Origin of the sequence: Hyphomonas oceanitis SCH89, from assembly GCF_000685295.1 — a bacterium.
In the GTDB taxonomy this organism is placed as follows: Bacteria; Pseudomonadota; Alphaproteobacteria; order Caulobacterales; family Hyphomonadaceae; genus Hyphomonas; species Hyphomonas oceanitis.
Genome location: NZ_ARYL01000034.1, coordinates 1 through 17,653, shown reverse-complemented (window position 1 = coordinate 17,653; position 17,653 = coordinate 1). Strand labels below are relative to the sequence as shown.

General features: G+C 58.5%; 21 protein-coding genes and 1 pseudogene. 11 read left to right on the top strand and 11 right to left on the bottom strand.

Features of this window, described 5'->3' with window-relative positions:
* Positions 1–6: 6 nt before the first annotated feature.
* From HOC_RS16765 to HOC_RS16715, 11 genes are all read right to left on the bottom strand, one after another.
* Positions 7–819 (bottom strand): fumarylacetoacetate hydrolase family protein, encoded by an 813-nt coding sequence (locus HOC_RS16765; RefSeq protein ID WP_035540718.1) that lies wholly within the window; start codon positions 817–819, stop codon positions 7–9.
* Positions 820–823: 4 nt separating this feature from the next.
* Positions 824–2,308 (bottom strand): 2-hydroxymuconic semialdehyde dehydrogenase, encoded by a 1,485-nt coding sequence (locus HOC_RS16760; RefSeq protein WP_035540717.1) that lies wholly within the window; start codon positions 2,306–2,308, stop codon positions 824–826.
* 39 nt (positions 2,309–2,347) lie between these two features.
* Entirely contained in the window at positions 2,348–2,767 is a 420-nt protein-coding gene (locus HOC_RS16755; protein ID WP_206741594.1) for a GlcG/HbpS family heme-binding protein, read from the bottom strand.
* A 14-nt stretch (positions 2,768–2,781) separates the two neighbouring features.
* A complete protein-coding gene (locus tag HOC_RS16750) occupies positions 2,782–3,705 on the bottom strand; it encodes a catechol 2,3-dioxygenase (protein ID WP_035540713.1) in 924 nt (307 codons plus the stop codon).
* 20 nt (positions 3,706–3,725) lie between these two features.
* The gene (locus HOC_RS16745; RefSeq protein WP_035540711.1) at positions 3,726–4,577 is read right to left on the bottom strand and encodes an alpha/beta fold hydrolase; all 852 of its coding nucleotides are present in this window, start codon (positions 4,575–4,577) and stop codon (positions 3,726–3,728) included.
* 195 nt (positions 4,578–4,772) lie between these two features.
* Positions 4,773–5,378: a glutathione transferase GstA gene (gene gstA, locus HOC_RS16740; protein ID WP_035540710.1), complete on the bottom strand. Its 606-nt coding sequence runs from the start codon at positions 5,376–5,378 to the stop codon at positions 4,773–4,775.
* 42 nt (positions 5,379–5,420) lie between these two features.
* Positions 5,421–5,900 carry an aromatic-ring-hydroxylating dioxygenase subunit beta gene (locus HOC_RS16735; RefSeq protein WP_035540708.1) on the bottom strand — a complete coding sequence of 160 codons (480 nt, stop codon included), beginning with the start codon at positions 5,898–5,900 and terminating at the stop codon, positions 5,421–5,423.
* Complete coding sequence (locus tag HOC_RS16730; protein ID WP_035540707.1) at positions 5,897–7,177, bottom strand: aromatic ring-hydroxylating dioxygenase subunit alpha; 1,281 nt, start codon at positions 7,175–7,177, stop codon at positions 5,897–5,899. The genes HOC_RS16735 and HOC_RS16730 overlap by 4 nt, the downstream gene beginning before the upstream one ends.
* Positions 7,174–8,196: a PdxA family dehydrogenase gene (locus HOC_RS16725; protein ID WP_045695149.1), complete on the bottom strand. Its 1,023-nt coding sequence runs from the start codon at positions 8,194–8,196 to the stop codon at positions 7,174–7,176. Before HOC_RS16725 ends, HOC_RS16730 begins: the two co-directional genes overlap by 4 nt.
* A complete protein-coding gene (locus HOC_RS16720; protein ID WP_035540703.1) occupies positions 8,180–8,674 on the bottom strand; it encodes an aromatic-ring-hydroxylating dioxygenase subunit beta in 495 nt (164 codons plus the stop codon). Before HOC_RS16720 ends, HOC_RS16725 begins: the two co-directional genes overlap by 17 nt.
* Positions 8,671–10,083 carry an SRPBCC family protein gene (locus HOC_RS16715; RefSeq protein ID WP_045695147.1) on the bottom strand — a complete coding sequence of 471 codons (1,413 nt, stop codon included), beginning with the start codon at positions 10,081–10,083 and terminating at the stop codon, positions 8,671–8,673. Before HOC_RS16715 ends, HOC_RS16720 begins: the two co-directional genes overlap by 4 nt.
* A 306-nt stretch (positions 10,084–10,389) precedes the next feature.
* Here HOC_RS16715 and bphC point away from each other — a divergent pair, with 306 nt between their 5' ends.
* The 11 genes and pseudogenes from bphC to HOC_RS16660 all read left to right on the top strand — a co-directional run.
* Positions 10,390–11,289: a biphenyl-2,3-diol 1,2-dioxygenase gene (bphC, locus tag HOC_RS16710; RefSeq protein ID WP_035540701.1), complete on the top strand. Its 900-nt coding sequence runs from the start codon at positions 10,390–10,392 to the stop codon at positions 11,287–11,289.
* A gap of 53 nt (positions 11,290–11,342) precedes the next feature.
* Positions 11,343–11,669 carry a non-heme iron oxygenase ferredoxin subunit gene (locus tag HOC_RS16705; RefSeq protein ID WP_035540700.1) on the top strand — a complete coding sequence of 109 codons (327 nt, stop codon included), beginning with the start codon at positions 11,343–11,345 and terminating at the stop codon, positions 11,667–11,669.
* A gap of 1 nt (position 11,670) precedes the next feature.
* Positions 11,671–12,159 carry an aromatic-ring-hydroxylating dioxygenase subunit beta gene (locus HOC_RS16700; protein WP_045695146.1) on the top strand — a complete coding sequence of 163 codons (489 nt, stop codon included), beginning with the start codon at positions 11,671–11,673 and terminating at the stop codon, positions 12,157–12,159.
* A gap of 22 nt (positions 12,160–12,181) precedes the next feature.
* Positions 12,182–13,444: an aromatic ring-hydroxylating dioxygenase subunit alpha gene (locus HOC_RS16695; RefSeq protein ID WP_035540699.1), complete on the top strand. Its 1,263-nt coding sequence runs from the start codon at positions 12,182–12,184 to the stop codon at positions 13,442–13,444.
* Positions 13,441–14,037, top strand: coding sequence for a 2-hydroxychromene-2-carboxylate isomerase (locus tag HOC_RS16690; RefSeq protein WP_035540696.1), 597 nt, complete (start codon positions 13,441–13,443; stop codon positions 14,035–14,037). The genes HOC_RS16695 and HOC_RS16690 overlap by 4 nt, the downstream gene beginning before the upstream one ends.
* A 372-nt stretch (positions 14,038–14,409) precedes the next feature.
* Positions 14,410–14,763 carry an IS66-like element accessory protein TnpA gene (gene tnpA / locus HOC_RS16685; RefSeq protein WP_045695144.1) on the top strand — a complete coding sequence of 118 codons (354 nt, stop codon included), beginning with the start codon at positions 14,410–14,412 and terminating at the stop codon, positions 14,761–14,763.
* A pseudogene (locus tag HOC_RS22845) lies at positions 14,760–14,861 on the top strand (IS66 family insertion sequence element accessory protein TnpB); the annotation flags it as partial. The gene tnpA (HOC_RS16685) and the pseudogene HOC_RS22845, both read left to right, overlap by 4 nt.
* Positions 14,862–14,957: 96 nt before the next feature.
* Positions 14,958–15,362: an IS66-like element accessory protein TnpA gene (tnpA, locus tag HOC_RS16675; RefSeq protein ID WP_206741593.1), complete on the top strand. Its 405-nt coding sequence runs from the start codon at positions 14,958–14,960 to the stop codon at positions 15,360–15,362.
* Positions 15,359–15,712 carry an IS66 family insertion sequence element accessory protein TnpB gene (tnpB, locus tag HOC_RS16670; protein WP_035540695.1) on the top strand — a complete coding sequence of 118 codons (354 nt, stop codon included), beginning with the start codon at positions 15,359–15,361 and terminating at the stop codon, positions 15,710–15,712. The genes tnpA (HOC_RS16675) and tnpB overlap by 4 nt, the downstream gene beginning before the upstream one ends.
* Before the next feature lie 38 nt (positions 15,713–15,750).
* A complete protein-coding gene (tnpC, locus tag HOC_RS16665; protein ID WP_084146413.1) occupies positions 15,751–17,403 on the top strand; it encodes an IS66 family transposase in 1,653 nt (550 codons plus the stop codon).
* The coding region (locus HOC_RS16660; RefSeq protein WP_035540694.1) for a YecA/YgfB family protein at positions 17,391–17,653 on the top strand (263 nt) is incomplete at its 3' end. The genes tnpC and HOC_RS16660, both read left to right, overlap by 13 nt.

Below are 17,653 nucleotides of genomic sequence, written 5' to 3'. Positions count from 1 at the left end.
CAGTTTTCAGTTGGTATCGGCGGCGAATTCTGCCCGCACCATTCCGACACCGTTTATTCTTGCCTCGACGACATCGCCTCGGTTCACTCCGGCCATGGGGCCGAGCGCGCCGGACAGGATCACGTCGCCTTCAAGCAGCGGCCGGCCGACCCGCGCCATGACCCGCGCCAGCCACAACGATGCGGTGATCGGGCTGCCCAGGCAGGCGATACCAGCGCCGACCGAAATGGGTTCGCCCTTGATCTCCATCACCATGCCGCATTCACGCAGATCGAGCCCATCGAGCTTGCGCGGAACCGCGCCCAGCACGAACAGGCCACTTGAGGCATTATCGGCAACCGTATCCCAGATGCGAATGTCCCAATTGGCTACCCGGCTGTCGACGATCTCGATCGCCGGCACGACATATTCCACCGCGCGGATCATTTCGGCGGTCGTCAGGTCCGGATGGGGCAGGTCGCGACCGATGACGATCGCGATCTCAGCTTCGACCTTGGGCTGAATCACCTGATCAAGCGAAACCGGTATGCCTTCAGGCACGTCCATGTCGGCAAACAGCATGCCGTAATCGGGCTGGTCGACACCAAGCTGCCGCTGGACTGCAAGCGAAGTGAGGCCGATCTTGCGGCCTACCAGTCTTCGTCCGCTGTCGACATAGTGCCGGGTATTGACCTCCTGCACGGCATAGGCCGCATCCACCCCGCCCGCCGATATGAGGTCGCGAACCGGTGCGACGGGCGTTCCGCTTGTCGCGGCACCGCGCAATTGTTCGGCTGCTTGTTGAATGACCCGAGGGTCTATCGTGGTTTCCATGGTCATAATCTCAGAGCTTCACACAAATGTTTGCGGTTTCAGTGTAGAATTCGAGGCTGTGAACACCGCCCTCCCGGCCGATCCCGGAATGGCCAGACCCGCCAAACGCCGTGCGCAAATCGCGCAGGAACCAGCAATTGACCCAGCACACACCGACCTGCATCGCCGCTGCCACCCGGTGCGCGCGCGAAAGGTTTTCGGTCCACACGGTCGCGCACAATCCGTAGTCGGTGTCATTGGCCAGCGCGATAACCTCGTCTTCGGAGTCGAACGGGATTACCCCGCAGCACGGACCGAAGATCTCCTCCCGCATCACTGTGCTGTCGTGCGCAAGTCCGGTCCACAGCGTCGGCTCGACATAGAAGCCGCCCGCCTGATCGCCATCGACTTTCGGAACGCCGCCGCCGGCGACAACCGTCGCCCCTTCTTCGACCGCTTTCGCGTAATAGCCGAGCACCTTGTCGCGGTGCTCTGCGCTGATCAACGGCCCAAGGTAGGTCGGATCGCCTATCACGCCGGGTTTGAACGTCTGCGCGGCTAGCGCCATCCGCTGCACGAATTCATCAAATATCGGCCGCTCGACGTATACTCTCTCTGTGCCGAGACAGACCTGCCCGGTGTTGAGGAAGACCGAGCGTGACAGGCCCTCAATCGCCTTGTCGAGATCAGCGTCGGCGAAGACGATCGCCGCATTCTTGCCGCCGAGCTCGAAAGAAACGTCGCGGACCCCGACTGCAGCCTTTTGCATGATCGCCTGCCCGGTTCCGGTCTCGCCGGTAAAAGTGATCGCATCGACATCCTTGTTGGAGGTCAGGAACTCGCCCGCCGAGCCGCCGCCGAAACCATGGACGACGTTGTAGACACCTTCGGGCATCCCCACCGCGTTCATGACTTCGCCCAGAAGCGCTGCTGTTCGGGGGGTTTCCTCCGAAGGCTTGATTACCACTGTGTTTCCGCAGGCTAGCGCCGGTCCGACCTTCCAGGTCATCAGCAGCAACGGGAAGTTCCACGGGCAGATCACCGCGATCACGCCCTTGGGCTTGCGCACGGCATAATTGATCGCCTGCCCACCATCGGGCGTCGGCGTGGTGAAGGATTCGCCTGGCATCGTCGCGATAACGTCGGCGAACATGCGGAAATTCGCCGCGCCGCGAGGAATGTCGATGTGCGAAGCCACGTGACGGGGCTTGCCGGTATCGGCCACCTCGGCATCGAGAAAATCATCCGCACGGCGCTCGATTTCGGCGGCCACCGCGACGATCAACTTGACCCTCTCGGCCGTCGTCATCTTGCCCCAAGGACCATCAAGAGCCGCCTCAGCCGCCGCCACTGCATCGGCGACATCGGCTTCACTTGCCTCATGAACCGTGCCGATCGTCTGTCCGGTTGCAGGATTGACGTTGTCAAAGGTCTTTCCCTGGCTGCCCTTGCGATAGGAACCCCCAATGAAATTGAGGATGGTGTCGGCTACAGGTCGAGGCGAATTGGTAGTCATTTGAGTTCTATCGTTCCAATTTATTGAGGCGCTGGCCGCTCACTGCTGCCCTGCGCCGATTGCGGATAGGCCCGCGTTGGCGCAGGCAATGTCGCGTTCTTCAGATCCACCAGAGACGCCGATTGCGCCGACGAATTCGCCATCGATAACGATGGGCAGCCCCCCGCCAAACATCACGATCCCCGGCTGAACGGTTATCCCGGCGCTCAGCGCCGGATTGCCCGAAACCATCTTGTACACGTCAGGCGTCGCAACCCGAAAGCTGGCGGCGGTATAGGCCTTGTCCTGGGCAATTTGTGACGAGGGAAAGGGTGTTCCGCTTGCTCGCAGCAGAGCCACCAGTTCGCCTCCTCCACCGATGACGGCGGCAACGACCGGGCAACCGGTTTCCTCGCCCTTGGCGACGGCGGCCGAAACCGCTTGTGCGGCCAAGCCGTGTCCGATTGTCCGGATTGTCACCAAACCGTCCATGATCAGGTGTTTACCGTCATGAAGCGGTCGGTCAGCGCCTTCTCGTAATAGAAAATCGCCTTGCCTGCGTTTTCCGCCTGCCACATGCGGCGCGGGTTGTCGGGGTAGTAGAAATAGCCGCCGCTGAACGTCTCGTTGCGGTTGCCCGACGGATCGAAGAAATAGATCGTCTGGCCGCGAGTGATCCCGTGGCGCGTAGGGCCGATGTCGAGCGAGATATCGTAGCGACTGATAATGTCAGCCGCGTGCCCAACATCGTGCCAGGATTCGAGAAAGAACGAAGTGTGGTGGATCCGGCCATCTTCCGGATAGCCCAGAAAGGCGACATCATGGGCCTTGTTGCTGCATGACAGGAAGATACCGAGACGTGCCCCCGTACTTTCGTCGACCAGTTCCTCGGTGACGGAGAAGTCGAGAACTTCCACGAAGATCTTGGCGCTCGCCGAGATGTCCACGCCGTTGAGCGCACAGTGGTCAAACCGGGTCGCGCGCATGCCGCGGGGCTCGGCGATCCAGACATCAGGGTTCCGTACTGCGGGCCCGGTTTCGGACAGCTCCATTTCTGCGTATAGGTCAAACTCATGCGCGGTCGGCGTGTTGAAGCGGATTTTGCGTCCGACACCCGGATCTTCGCCAGCGGGAATGACATCGACGTCAACTCCCGCATCGAGCAGGCGTGCGGCAAAATGATCAAGATCGGAGTCTTTCGCGACCTTGAACGCCATCCGATCTAATCCGGCCGAATCCGCTTCGCGCAGGATGATGCTGTGGCGGTCGAATTCGTCGAACGCCTGGAAATAGGCACGCCCATCCTCGACGCTGACGAGATTGAGACCGATCCGGTCACGGTAATGAACAATAGCCTCGTCGAGATCGAGGACCCTCAGCTGCACGTATCCTGGACGGAGTACACCAGTTACAGCCATTTCAGTTCTCCTTGTATGAGTCAGCCATTGAGGCCGGTGGTGAAAAATTCAGACACAATTCGGTTAAAGCTGGCCATGCGCTCAATCTGAACCCAGTGCCCGCATTCGCCGAAAACGTGCAGGTCCGCACGAGGCAGCAGATTGGCCAAGCGCACGCTCGACTCCAGCGGAATGACCTGATCGGACCGGCCATGCAGGATCAGGGTCTCGTGCTGCAGCGCGGTAATATCTTCTTCGCGGCTTGCCAGCATCGCTATATTGCTCTGGCGGTCTGGGCCGCCGAAGGTCGCATGGTAAGGTTCATGCGCACCCGGACGGATACTTGCTTCATATCGCGACTTGACCAGATCGTCAGTCAGCCTGCTGTGATCCCAAGCAAGATACTTGAGTGATGAGCGCATGGCTTCGACCGAAGGTTCGTAGCCCCAGACTTCCTCAAGCGCGGGTGTAATCGGAAATTCAAGACCGGCTGGCCCCATCAGCACCGCCCGCTCGACCCGATCTGGATGAGCGATCATGAAAGCAAGGGTAATGCCGCCACCGAACGAATTGCCCACCATTGACACCTTGTCGATGCCAAGTTCGTCGAGCAGCGCTGCCAACTGATCAACCCAGATCTGCTTGTCTTCGACTCGGCCCTTGGAATCGGAATAGCCAAAACCGAACATATCTGGCGCAATGACTCGGAACCGCTTAGCTAGTTCGGGCATATTAAGTCGCCAATTGGCCCAGGCGGTGACGCCAGGCCCTGAGCCATGGACCAGCAAAACCGCCGCGCCTTCGCCGACATCATGATAATTGGTTGCGCAGTTATCCACGACCAGCGATTTGCCGATCTCGGCGCGTGCGACTTCATTCGAAGCGGTGATCATATCTCTCCCGAACTTTTTTGTGTTGGTTCCGGTAACCCCGACGAATCTTGTTCCTGCAAGAACCCGACCCGCCCGGATTTACTCCAAAAGACCAAATTTGTTATTATTTGTTATTGCTCTAAAAAGAATGCATTTGCAATAGGCCAAAGCTTTGCAACCATCGCAATTGCTCCCGATAGTGTCAGCGAAAGAAATTCAGAGGAGGCCTTCTGCCTTGAGAGCTGCTCCCACCGAGGGACGCTGCGCTATCTTGCCAGCAAAAGCGCCGAGCGCAGGATAAGCTGCCATGTCGATGCCGACATGGGCGGGCCAGCCGAGGATTACGAACAGGTAGATATCAGCGACGCTAAATGCTTCGCCGACATAATATTCCTTGCCAGCGATTTCCTGATCAAGTCCGGCCAAATGACCTTTCACGGCGACCGTCGCTGCGGCCTTGGCGTCGTCCGTTGTGCCAGGCGTGAACAGCGGGACGAACGCCTTGTGCAATTCCGAGCCGAGAAAGCTGAGGCGGCTCAACAGCTGATAGCGCTCAATGCTGCCCTCCGCTGGCGCCAAGCCGACTCCGGGATTTTGATCGGCGATATAAAGCAGAATTGCTGGGTTCTCGGTCAGGCTCTGACCGTTGTCCAGGGTCAGCGCCGGGACCTTGCCGGATGGATTAACGGCCAGAAAATCGTCGCCTGCTTCGGTTTTGCGGGTTGCGAGATCGACCTTGACCGCCTCGAAATCCGCGCCGGCTTCGCGCAGGGCAATATGCGGTGCAAGCGAACAGGCGCCGGGACTAATAAACAATTGCATTGTGTTTCTCCTCTTGTCTCTTGTTGGTAAAAATTACGGCCGTCAGATCGGGGTCGCCAGCAGGGTCGCGATCCGGTGGGTGTCGTAGACGCACGTCCGGCTGACCAACCTTGCCGCGCCGTCCTCGACAAGGAACCTGTCGACATACTTTCCGGCATTAAAGATGCGCGTTTCACCGTCGTTGCGGGTTTGCAGCACGGCATAGCTGGCCTCCGCCGTCACCGTGTTCCCTTCGCTCCCAGTCACAACCGCCCGAGAGATTAGATGACGACTGAAATGTTCTGGGAACACGTTGGCCTGGCGCAGGGCCACCACGCGATCAACCAGCATTCCCTTGCTATCACAATACATCACTGCAGCAGGCAGGCCATTGTCGACATTCTCGCGAGCGATCACCTGATAGAGGCAATCTTCAACAAAGAACTCGGGCCAATCTTCAAGGCGCCCGTCATCGAGGCATAGACCGTAAGCGGCGTTCAGGGAATCGATCAGACCTTGCAGAACTGGATCTGCGATCGTCATGCCGGCACCTCCGCTGTCGAGGCCGACAAGGCATCACCCATCAATTCCAGATATCCTTTCCAGAATCCACGCACGGCGTTCTCATCCATGCCCATCGGTGCGTAATATTCGCGTACATCGTCGCCACCCATTTCGATGAAATTAAACTTGCCTTCCGCCCCGATGGTCCCCTGCTGGCAAAGCTCGACCGCTTCGCCGTCCTCCATCGATATCAGCCCGGAAGGCCCAACGAGATTCAGGTTGCGCAGGCGGTGCCGCGTTGTTTCCTCATCATCGTCGGCATAGCCAAAGTAAGTCCAGACCAGCTCGGTCTTGTCAGGGCCAAGCGTCACGATCTGACGAGTCGCCAGCGTGTTCTGGATTTGCTGCAGCACCACGTTGGGGAACAGCGATTGGATGTGCAGCCCCACATCGTCGTCAATTTCGGGCCGGAATTGCAACAGTCTTTCATCCTGCAATTTCGTGGCCCCTTGCATCTCCCGATTGGCTTCGTCGCCGAACGACGTGTAATCGATGTCGCCCTTGGGTTTGGACACCGTAAAGACGTTATGGAAGCCCTGCTCGGCAAGTTCTCCCGCGCTGTCCTGGCTTTGGCGGTAAATGCCGAAGGTGGGATAGAACAGATGTAGCAAGGCGCCGTGATAGCTATCCCGGCTGTTTTCGGAATAGAGCTTCCAATTGCCCGCCATATACTGCCGCGAATAGCCCAACACTTTGATCGGGCGCTGGAAAACCCGGTCGATATATTTGCGCATCACGGGGCCTAGAAAGTCCTCGAGCGGCTCTATTTCAGACGAAAACGTCCCAAACACCATCCCCTTGTAGCTCTCCACCCGAAGCTTCTCGAGCGAGTGATTGGCCGGATCGAAATCCTTATCATAGCCGCCGACGCCCTTCATGCCGCGCCGGAACGGCACGCCAACTAGCGTTCCTTCGGAATCGTAAGCCCACTGATGGTATACGCAGACAAAAGCGCCATCAGCCTGATTGCCGCGCAGTGAGCGGCATACAGTTGCTCCCTTGTGCGCGCACCGGTTGACCCAGGCGAAAACCTTGTCCTCCTGCCCGCGCACCAGAACTACGGGTGTTTCACCGACATGGCTCGTTCGAAAATCGCCAGCATTGGGAATTTCGGCTTCTAGTCCAAGGTAACACCAGGTGCGACCCTTGAAGACGTTGCGCTGTTCCGCAGCGAATACTTCGGGGTCGTGATAGACCTTATAGTCGATCGCCGTGGGGATTGATCGCTGGGCCTCAACCCGCACTTGAGTATTCATTTCGCTTCTCCTTGAAGTTCAAATCCCTGCCCAGATGCGAGCCGCCCACAGGTGCGCATCGCACTGAGCATCATCGCCGCGTCCGCTATGCCTGAACCGACAATGTCGTAGGCGGTGCCATGGGCGACCGACATGTGGAGATAGGGCGGCCCCATCATGATTACGCAGTTGCCCGAAAACCCCCAGGTCTTGACAGCAATATGGCCCTGATCGTGGAACATCGCGAGAACCATGTCGTAGCGGCCCTCGATACACTGGCGAAAGACTGAATCCGGCGCGACCGGCCCTTCGACGGCAATCCCCATGGCCTTGGCCCCCTCGACACCCGGCGCGATGGCCAGCCGCTCCTCATCGCCCATGGCGTGGGGATTTAGCCCGGCAACCGCGATGCGCGGTTTAGCGATGCCCCAAGACCGCATAGCGTCGTTCACCTGCCCGATGGCTTTGGCCACCAGATCGGCGGAAATGACATCTATCACTTGCCGCAAGGACATATGATCGGTGAGGTGCGCTACCCGCAAGGGGCCGGTCAGCAAAACGAGATAGCTCTCGCCGGGCGTGGGGCTGATAACCTTGTCCAGCTTGCCGGCCATCTTCAGCGAACCGGTACTGATCGGTCCCATGATCGTCGCGGCAAAGGATCCGTCCCGCGCCAGCGCATCAAGCTCATCAAGCCACTGCGCCGACGCGTGCCCCGCCGCCTCAGTGTCTTCGCCCAGCGGCAGAACCCCGGCAGGCAAGGCACCGGTGTCGATCACATCAATCACGCCGGGATCGTCACTGGGCGTCTCGAGCGACTTCATGGCACGCACGCGCGCTTTGACCCCGGTCATGTCGATGGCCCGTTCGACGGCCGCAGACGACCCGACCAGAACCGGGACAGACACTTCGTGAACTTGCCCGCTCGCAAGCGCCTTGACCGCAACCTGCGGACCGATCCCGGCAGGATCGCCGATCATCGTTCCAACGACCGGCCGTGTGCCAAGCGAACCCATTGGCCGGTCAGATACTGTAGACATCGAGCATTGTCTTGGCGACGTCGTTTATCACAATCGTCTTCTTGCGCTTGATCACAAAGGAATTGCCTGCTGGCGCAAGGTCGTAGTGCGCGGATCCGCTGTAAACGGTGACATCGCCTTCAAGCACCGAAGTGACGGTCCATGAGGTTCGCACCTGCAAACCAGCAGCGGTGTCATCGACCGACAGCAGCGTGAACATATGCTGCGTCCGCGGAGCAGGCGTACTGGATGAAGACCGGCCGGTCCGGATGCGAAACACCCGATCTTCCAGCCCGCCCCGGTTATGATAATAGATGAGCGAGATTTCACGCTTCGGATCGGCGGTCAGGCGTTCGCTATCATCCCAGGCAGGGACCCAGTATTCAGCCTCCTCGTCGTAGAGCGCCAACCAGGAATCCCAGTCCTTCTCGTCCAGCGCCTGGGCCTCTCGCCCAAGGAAGCGCAACACCGACAGCCATTTTGCATCTACGTCAGTCACAAAACCAGCCCCTTGTCCCCAAACGCCATCAGTTCAGCGCTTTCGCGATCGATCGCCGAATTCATGCGGTTCACCCACTCATCATGGATCGCAACATAAAGGCCTTCGTCGGCCACGGCGGGACTGCTGAGGACGGCGTCTACATCCAGTCCTGCACCGAAATGTCCAGCGCCCTTCTCCCATCTGGGAGCGCCGCGCGACATATCATTCATCCGGCCTTCACCGCTGGCGAAAGCAATCTGGCAATTGTTGAACTCGGTCAGGTCATCGGGTGTCGCCATGCCGCTGGCGTTGAAGAAGTCTTCATACTGCCGAATCCGCAAGGCCCGGGCCTCAGCACTCTCACCAACAGGCGCGATGCAATAGGTCGTGACTTCCGTTTCATCGACCGAAATCGGGTGAATGATTCTGATCTGGCTGCTGGTCTGGTCCATCAGGAACACATTGGGGAAAAGCTGGAGATTGCGGATCCGTTTGTTCATCCACAATACCTTCTCTTCCCCGTGGGTGGCAGTCAGCCAATCGATCCACTGAAAGTTCGGTCGGTCCTTGAAATTGGCATAGTCAGCCCACAGGACCGTATGGCCATTCTTGAAAGAGAACGACCCGCCATCCTGCTGATTGAAGTTGGCAAAATCGATCGCCTTGGTATCGTTTTTCGATTCGCCCAGAACACGCCGCTGGACGGTCATGAAGTAGTTGGCGTGGACAGTGCTGACGTGATATCCGTCAAGACCGTTTTCAACCTGCATCTTCCAGTTGCCCTGATAACGATATCGGGTGGCACCAGGGATTACCTCAAGCTCTCCGGTCTGGGATTGATCGACAAGCAGGTCAATGAACGTTTTCGACCCAGCCAGATAATCCTCAAGCGGCAAGACGTCGTCGGAAAGGCTTGCGAATATGAAACCGCGATAGCTTTCAAGGCGCGCAATTTGCGGCAGACCAAAATCAGCCTTGTCGAAGCCCGGCGCATAGCCGCCAGCCGCTTCTTCCGTGACGTCCAGCAAATCGCCTGCCGATGAATAGGTCCATCCATGAAACGGGCACATGAAATTCTTCTTATTTCCGGCCTTTTCACGGCAGACGCGCGCGCCCCGATGCGCGCAGGCATTGATCATGCCACGAAGGTTCCCGGCCTTGTCTCGCGTAATAAGGACAGGCACCCTGCCGATTTTTGTTGTGATGAAATCGTTGGGCTTAGCGACCTGACTTTCATGCGCAACGAACACCCAGTTGCGTTCAAAAACGTACTTTACCTCAAGCTCAAACATTTCGGGGTCGGTAAAAGCGGCACGATCTACCTGATAGACGCCGCGCGTTTCATCCTTGGCCAGCCATGATTGTAATCGGCCCCGCAGGACCTGCAGGTCGGCAATACGCCCAACGAGCTCTTCCGTCGCATTCATGTCTGATTTCTCCCGTTTTTTAAATTCCAGTCAGATGCCGCGCCCGAAATCCTTGAGCGCCGTGAACTTCCCACGTCCGCATCGTCGGAAACATGGAGAAACATCAGGCAACGAATCGAACTGTCAGACCTAACCATTGCCTTCTATACACGAGGAATTTAGTATATGCAACGTATTGCACCATGAGAAATCTTGAGTTATAACACCCACAGAATCGGATAGTCGAAGTCGCAATAATGGCGACGGCGGATCCGTTGGGCATTTGGACATAACGTCCAAGGCAGAGATAAAGGGGAGAAGTAGCAAATGTCATCGGTCACCGAACTTGGATATCTGGGCATGTCAGTGACAGATCTCGATGCGTGGCGAGCCTACGCAGCCGAGGTTGCCGGAATGGAAGTCGTCGACGAAGGTGAGGGTGATCGGATCTATCTCCGGATGGATCTGTGGCATCATCGCATTGCACTTATCAAAGGCGACACTGACGATCTGGCCTATATGGGCTGGCGGCTTGGCGATCCGACCGAGTTCGAGGCAATGGTTGAAAAGCTGACCAACGCCGGGGTAGCAGTGACTGTGGCGAGCGATGCCGAAGCCCGCGAGCGTCGCGTGCTCGGCCTGGCCAAGTTGACCGATCCCGGTGGAAACCCCACCGAAATCTTCTTCGGCCCGCAAGTGGATGCCCACAAGCCTTTCCATCCCGGACGCCCCATGTTCGGCAAATTCGTCACCGGGTCGGAAGGGATCGGTCACTGCATCCTGCGCCAAGACGATGTCGAAGCCGCAGCCGCGTTTTACCGCCTGTTGGGGCTGCGCGGATCGGTTGAATACCAGTTGCACCTGCCCAACGGCATGGTTGCCATGCCGTACTTCATGCATTGCAACGAACGGCAGCACTCGGTCGCCTTCGGCCTCGGCCCGATGGAAAAGCGCATCAACCATCTGATGTTTGAATATACTGAACTGGACGACCTCGGGCTCGCTCACGACATCGTGCGCGAGCGGCAGATCGATGTCGCGCTTCAGCTTGGCAAACATGCCAACGATTTGGCCCTCACCTTCTACTGCGCCAACCCGTCCGGCTGGTTGTGGGAATTTGGTTGGGGTGCTCGCAAGGCGCCAGCCCAGCAGGAATTCTACACCCGCGATATTTTCGGCCACGGCAATGAGGCCCAGGGGTACGGCATGGATATCCCTCTCCAGTAAGGGGCCTCCAAAATGGCTGTCATATCAATTATTTCAAAGGATTGCGAAACACTATGACAAGTAAGGTACGTCTTTGTCCAGTTGCCGACGTCAAGGATGGCGAACCGGTCGGCGTGTTTCTGGATGACCTGCCGGCGCTCGCTGTTTACAATGTTAATGGTGACATCTTCGTCACCGACAACATGTGCACCCATGGAAACGCCATGCTGACCGATGGGTACCAGGATGGCGGCATCATCGAATGTCCTTTTCATGGCGGTTCGTTCGACATCGCCACGGGGGCGGCGAAGGCCTTTCCATGTCAGGTTCCGGTCAAAACATACGCGGTTGCTATCGAGGATGGTTGGGTTTGCATCGACGAACTGGGCGGAGCGGCCTGAAATGGACCTGTCCACTTCTGAGCGGTTTCGCTTGCAGCAACTTGCGACCGAACTCAACGCGACCCACGCCGAATTGATAGATGACGACCGGCTGGAGAAATGGCCCGACCTGTTCGTACCGGATTGCACCTACCGCGTCATCGCACGCGAGAACCATGATCGCAATCTGACACTGTCCGCAATATTCTGCGACAGCAAGGGCATGTTGGTCGACCGCATAATTTCCCTACGCAAGGCAAACATTTTCCCGGTCCACAGCTATCGCCACATCCTTGGTCCGACGCGCATCGTTTCGGCGCATGAATTCAAGATAACGACGCAAACGAACTACGCCGTTCTCATGACCCGTGCGGACGGACACACCGAAATATACAATGCCGGGAAGTATATTGACGAGATCGATTGCAGCGAAGACCAGCCTCTTTTTATATCAAAGGTCGCTGTTTTTGACACAAACGTCATCGATACAATGATGGTTCGTCCAATCTGACCCTTATCATGGAAATGTAGTTATGGCAGAAAAAGCGCTTAAAAACAGAGGGTCTTCGGCAACAGCGGACGTCGCGGGCTACCGTGTTCCTTATCGGGTATTCACGGATCCGGACTATTACAGGCGCGAGCAGGAAAACATCTTCCAGGGTGAGACGTGGTCCTTCGTCGCACTAGAAGCCGAAGTTCCCGAGCCTGGAGACTTCAAGTCGACCTTCATCGGCGAGACCCCGGTAATAGTTACCCGAGGTAGCGACGGAAAAGTCCATGTTGTGGTCAACCGCTGCGCCCACCGCGGTGCCTTGGTCTGCCGCGAGATGCGCGGCAACCGGCCCAGTCTGGAATGCGTATACCATCAGTGGGCATATGATTTGGAAGGCAATCTGATCGGGGTTCCGTTCCGGCGCGGGCTTAAGGGTCAGGGCGGTATGCCGGGCGACTTCGACATGAAGGAGCATGGCCTTAGAAAGCTGCGCGTAGATTCTGTAGGTGGGTTGGTCTTCGCCAGCTTTTCGGAAACTGTAGAGCCGCTGCGTGACTTTCTGGGGCCGATCGTGATCGAGCACATCGAACGTATCATGTGCAAGCCGATCAAGGTTCTTGGAGATCAGCGCCAGCATGTCCACGGCAACTGGAAGCTGTATGCGGAGAACACACGCGACCCTTATCACGCGAGTTTGCTCCACCTGTTCCATAACACTTTCGGTCTCTACCGCTCCACACAGACGGGCAAGAGCGTGATGGATGCTAACAAGCGCCATTCACTGCTTTATTCGATCGCCGCCAGCAACGATGATGCGGCAGATAAGCAGGCCTACGGCGACTCCCGAACTTTTGACACCGAGTTCAAACTTCAGGACATGTCGCTCCTGAAGGGTCGGCAGGAATTCGACGATGGTGTGACCCTCGTCATCCTTGCTGTCTTCCCGAACCTAGTGCTCCAGCAAATCCAGAACACTCTGGCTGTCAGGCAGACCGTGACTAAGGGCACCGATGGCTTCGAACTCGTCTGGACCCATTTTGGCTATGCCGACGACGATGTCGAGATGCAGGCGATCAGGCAGAAACAGGCAAACCTGATCGGTCCGGCCGGGCTGGTCTCCATGGAAGATGGCGAAGCGGTCGAGATAGTGCAGAGAGCTGTCATAGGCGAACACGACGCGGCCTCATACATCGCCATGGGCGGCGATCGCCCCGATGATGCCGACCACCTGGTCACTGAAGGCGCCATTATTGGGTTCTGGCACAACTACGAGAAGCTGGTCGGCTTTGGAATTGCACCTTGACCAAAACAATCGACTTCTATTTTGATTTTATCAGTCCCTTCAGCTATCTCGCGCAGCTGAAGTTGCCAGACCTGGCCCGGAGGACTGGTTGCAAGATCGAATATTGGCCGATCGACATTCCGGAGGCGAAGATTGCCGCTGGCAACTATGGCCCATCCAACCGTGAAGTTGCACCGAAAATAAAGGTCATGATGGCTGATCTGGAGCGTTGGGCAGTCAAATACGCGGCGCCATTGAAATTTCCTGCGAGTTTCGCCTGTGCAGACTGGAACTGCGCGGTGGTTTACGCTCGCGGCCATGGCCAGGCCGAAGCTTTTGTCACAGCGGCATACCACCGAATCTGGGGACTTGGCATCGATCCTGGTGATCTCAGCGAGTTACGAAGTTGTGCCGAAGAAACTGGCCTCGACGCCGATGGGTTGTGCGAATTCATAGCATCTCCAACCGGCCAGGGCGAATATCGCAAGGTGCGTACGCAAGCTTATCAAAGAGGCGTATTCGGCGCGCCTCTTATGTTTGTCGATGATCAAATATTCTGGGGCAATGACCGCCTCGATTTTCTCGAATCTTACCTGGTTGCTACCAATGAGTAATTCGAAATTAGGAGAGTTTGTGATGCCAAGAAAGGGACGTATTGCCGTCGCTGCACATGGTACTTTATCTGCCATTGGCTTTCCTTGTGCTTCGGCGGACGTCTCGATTGTGCGCGCTCGCAGCACGGGCGTGTCCGGGCCTGAAAGGGGGCGATCTGGACAGATATGGTGTTGGTAGAACGGGTTGGGTGGCTGTCGATCAACAGTATTTACGAGCCTCCCCACAAATTCGGTATGATGCTCTACAGACAATTATAATATATTCTATGTAACCGTCCGGTCTGCCCGCCCTTGTGGTGAACGCCTCGATGCTGATTTTGGTTGGATGGAGGCGGATAGTGTCCGCCTGATTCAAGTGGACACGATCCGACCATGTTTGACCATAAGCCTGTGCGCAAGCGGCGGAGTTATTCAAGGGCCTTCAAGCTCCAGGTCCTGGCCGAGACGCGGGAGCCGTTTGTGTCGGTAGCCGAAGTGGCCCGCCGACATGGCATGAACGCGAACGTCATTTTCAACTGGCTTCGTGATCCCCGCTTCGGGGGCGACAAGGCGGTCACGGGTTTCCTTCCGGTCAAGATCGGTCCGGCGCCTGTCGCGGTGACCGCCCAACCTTTATCGGGGCCAGGCGATGAGGTGATCGTGGAACTGGCGGCGGGAGCGCGTATCCGCTGCAGGGACGAGCCATCCCTGGTGAGGGTGTTGCGTGCCCTGAGGCAGGTGACATGATCCCGGTTCCGGCTTCGACCAGGGTCTGGCTGGCGGCTGGCGTGACCGACATGCGCAAGGGCTTTAATGGCCTTTCCGCACTGGCCGAGAAGGTCGTAAGCGGTGCGACCGCCCCACCGTTATGACGGGTTCTCCTTCGACGTTGTTTCGGCGAGCTTTGCGTTTTGGTTTGGAGCAAAGCGTTGGAACAAACAGTGCAACATTTGTTGGCTTCCGCTGGGAGCAACATAAGCCGGCTTGAGGTTCTCGAGGGTCCGACGGGGCGTCGCAATTGGCCCGATGAGGTCAAAGCGCAGATCGTTGCCGAAAGCTTCGAGCCGGGCGTGAAGGTGAGCGCGGTTGCGCATCGCCACGGCCTGACGCCGCAGCATCTAACCGGATGGCGCCGGGCGGTGCGCGAGGGGCGACTGATACTACCATCGGCTGGCGAAGAACCCTTTGCCCATCTGGTCGTGGGCGATCTCCGCACGGCCGAGCATGAAGATCAAAGCAGGTGCGGGGCGATCAGCATCGAGACGGGCGGGATCGTCGTTCGGGTGCCGGCGGATATCAGCGCGGCCCGTCTTGGCGACATTGTCCGCGTCCTGCGCATCACATGATCCTGACCGGACAGGGCCTGAGGGTGGTCGTGGCGGTGAAGCCTGTGGACTTCCGCAAAGGCCATGACGGTCTTGCGGCGGTGGTGCAGTCGGAGCTGGGCCTCGATCCTCATTCGGGGATCATCGTCGTGTTCCGTTCGAAGCGGGCGGACCGGATCAAGGTTCTGACCTGGGACGGCGGCGGGCTGGTGCTGGCGTACAAGCGGCTCGAACAGGGCAGCTTTGCCTGGCCGCCGATCCGGGACGGGGTGATGAAGCTCTCGGCAGCCCAGTTCGGCGCGCTGTTTGAAGGTCTCGACTGGCGCAAGGTACGCGCGGTGAATGTTCGCCGTCCGAACCTTGTCGAATAAGCGAGTCACCGCGAACGAAGCAGTGTATAATATGGCTTATGCCCGAGACGCTCACTGCTTCAGAACTTGCCGGACTTCCGCCGAAGGTGCGGGCGGTTCTGGCGGCGCAGGCGGAGTTGATTGAGGCGCGTGCAGAACAGATCGCCGCGCACGAACAGAAAGCTGCCGCTGCTGAAAAAAAGGCCGCTGCGGCTGAAGAGAGCGCCGCCGCCATCGCCGACGAGATTGGGGAAATCAAAGCCCTGAACGCGCGGCTTGAGTACCTGGTGAAGGAGCTGCGCCGTGCGCTCTATGGCAAGAAGTCTGAGCGCCTTGATCCGGACCAGCTCGACCTGTTGCTTGAAGATCTCGAGACGGCGGTTGCAAAGGCTGAGGAAGAAAGCGAAGCGCGCAGTCGCGGGTGCACGGCGCGTGAGCCTTCCCGGCGCAATATCGGCCGCCTGCCAGACCATCTTGAGCGGATCGAACGTGTGATCGAACCGGAGAGCCTTGAGTGCCCGTGCGGCTGCGGGGAGATGGTGAGGATCGGCGAGGACCGCACGGAGCGGCTCGACTGCGTGCCGGCGCAGCTCCGGGTGATCGTCACGGTACGTCCCAAATATGCCTGCCGGACCTGCGAGGCTGGCGTGACGCAGGTGCCGGCCCCGGCGCACCTGATCGAAGGCGGCTTGCCAACCGAAGCGCTGATCGCGCAGGTCCTCGTCTCCAAATACGGCGATCATCTTCCACTTTACCGGCAGGCGCAGATCTTTGCCCGGTCCGGTGTCCTGCTGGATCGCTCGACACTCGCCGGCTGGAGCGGGGCCGCGGGCTATCATCTCTCTCCGCTGACGCGGCGGCTTGCTGAAATCCTCAAAACCTCAGGCCACCTGTTCATGGACGAAACCCGGTGCCCGGTGCTCGATCCTGGACGAGGCATGACCAAGAGCGGTTATCTCTGGGCGCTGGCCCGGGATGAACGCGGATGGGGCGGGACAGGTCCGCCGGGTGTGGTCTACTTCTACGCTGATGGCCGGGGCGGAAAGCATGCCGAGGCGTTCCTGAATGGGTTCACCGGAACGCTGCAGGTCGATGCCTATGCAGGCTACAAGCGCCTCGCGCGGAAAGGCCGGCCGGAGGGCGCGCTCGTGCTTGCCAACTGCTGGGCGCATGCACGCCGCAAGCTGGTGGAGATCAAGAAGTCCTCGAACTCGCCCATTGCCGATGAAGGCCTCAAACAGATCGCAGCGCTCTACGCCATCGAAGCAGAAATCCGCGGCCTTGATCCGGAAGCGCGCCGGCTTGTCCGCCAGGCCCGCACCGCGCCGCTGGTGGCTGCGTTCGGCGACTGGCTCAAGCAGAAACGCGCACGCATCTCTGCCAAGTCCAGGCTGGGTGAGCATCTCACCTACATCGCCAACTGCTGGGGCGGGCTGCAGGTGTTCCTCTCTGACGGCCATGTCGAGATGGACAGCAACCCGGTTGAGAACCGCATCCGTCCGCTGGCCCTCGGCCGCAAGAACCATCTGTTCGCCGGTCATGATGAAGGCGCGCATGCCTGGGCCTGCACCGCGTCGTTGATCGAAACCTGCAAACTCAACGGCGTCGAACCGCTCGGCTACCTGACCAAAACGCTCGAAGCCATTGCCCAGGGCCATCCCATGAGCCGACTTGATGAACTCCTGCCGGGGCCGTTCGCATGCGCAAGCTGACAGACGAAGGCCTTGCCCGGCTCGATCACTTCCTCGTCTCTCAGGAAGACGATGAAGTCATGATGGTGCCCGAGCTCGACGGGTTCCTCACCGGCCTCCTCGTCTGCCCCGAAATGATCCTGCCAAGCGTATGGCTGCCTGTCGTCTGGGGCGGAGACGGTCCGGTGTTCGAGGACCAGACTGAGGCAAACGAAATCCTCGGCCTGATCATGGCGCTCTACTGGTCTGCCTCCCGAAAAGTGGTCCGTTA